The organism is Variovorax cryoconiti (genome assembly GCF_051216395.1).
Lineage (GTDB): Bacteria > Pseudomonadota > Gammaproteobacteria > Burkholderiales > Burkholderiaceae_C > Variovorax.
Window position 1 is genome coordinate 1 of record NZ_JBPJZI010000067.1, and the last position, 1,073, is coordinate 1,073.

Consider the following 1,073-nt stretch of genomic DNA (forward strand, 5'->3'; position numbering starts at 1 on the left):
CTCGTCCGTGCTCGTCACCTCGATGCGGCTGGTCAGGTCACCGGCGGCCACGGCCTCGGCCACCGCCACGGCACGGCGCAGCGGATGGGTGATGCTGCGCACCAGCATCCAGGCGAGAACGATGCCCATCACCAGCGACAGCGCGCTGCAGATCACCAGCATCAGGCTGGTGTTGGCGCGCATCTCGTCGCTGCGTTGCGCTGCGGCATCGAGCTCGGCACGTTCGCCATCCACCAGCTTCTGCACGCCGACCAGGTAACCCTGCGAGGCGGGCTCGAAACGTTGGGTGAAGATCTTGTTGGCCTCTTCCGCGCCGCCCGCGAGCTTCGCCTTGCTCACTTCTTCTCGGGCTGCCAGGTAGGCCTTGCGCAGTTCGCCGATCTTTTCGTAGATCTGGCGCCGCTGCGGGGTGTCCATGCGGGACTCGAGAAACTTCTGCAGCTCGGTGGTTTCCTTGATGTTCTGGGCGCTGGCGGGCGCGAAGTAGTCGATCAGGCTGGCGTCGCTGCTCTTGGCGATCGCCGCGGCACGCTGCACGCCGGCGGTCACGTAGCGCAACCAGTCGGAGCCGGCACGTTCGATCTTGATGTTCTGCTCGACCATCAGATCGATTTCCTGCCCCAACTGTCGCAGTTTCACGACGGCAAGCACGCTGCTCGCAAGGGACAACGCAAGGATGAGGCCGACCACGAGGGCCAGCCGCTTGCCGATGGAAATTTGACTCAGAAACATGCTCGTCGACTCCAGACAGTGAAAGATGCGGCACAGCCGCTCAGAAGGTTTCCCATCCGTCGCCAGCGGCGGCAGATGCAGGTTCACGGGGCGCCGCAGCGGCGCGTGGCAAGGCCGGCACACGCTTGGCCGGCTGAACGCGACGCGCAGCGGGCTCGGCAGGGGCACGGCCGCGCAGCGCAGGGGCCGAAGCAGCGCCGCCGTCGATACGGAACACGCTCACGACCTGCGACAGGCTGCCGGCCTGGTCCTGCAGCGAGGCGGCGGCGGCCGCGGCCTCTTCCACCAGCGCCGCGTTCTGCTGCGTCACCTGGTCCATCTGCGTGATGGCCTGGTTGATC

1 protein-coding gene and 1 pseudogene are annotated in these 1,073 nt (G+C 66.5%); both read right to left on the bottom strand.

The genetic code is table 11. The annotated features are described in order from the left end of the window. A partial coding sequence (locus tag ACSFA2_RS25775; protein ID WP_435458165.1) for an MCP four helix bundle domain-containing protein occupies positions 1–732 on the bottom strand: 732 nt, incomplete at its 3' end. Positions 733–772: 40 nt separating this feature from the next. Beyond that, positions 773–1,073 (bottom strand): annotated as a pseudogene (locus ACSFA2_RS25780) (methyl-accepting chemotaxis protein); the annotation flags it as partial.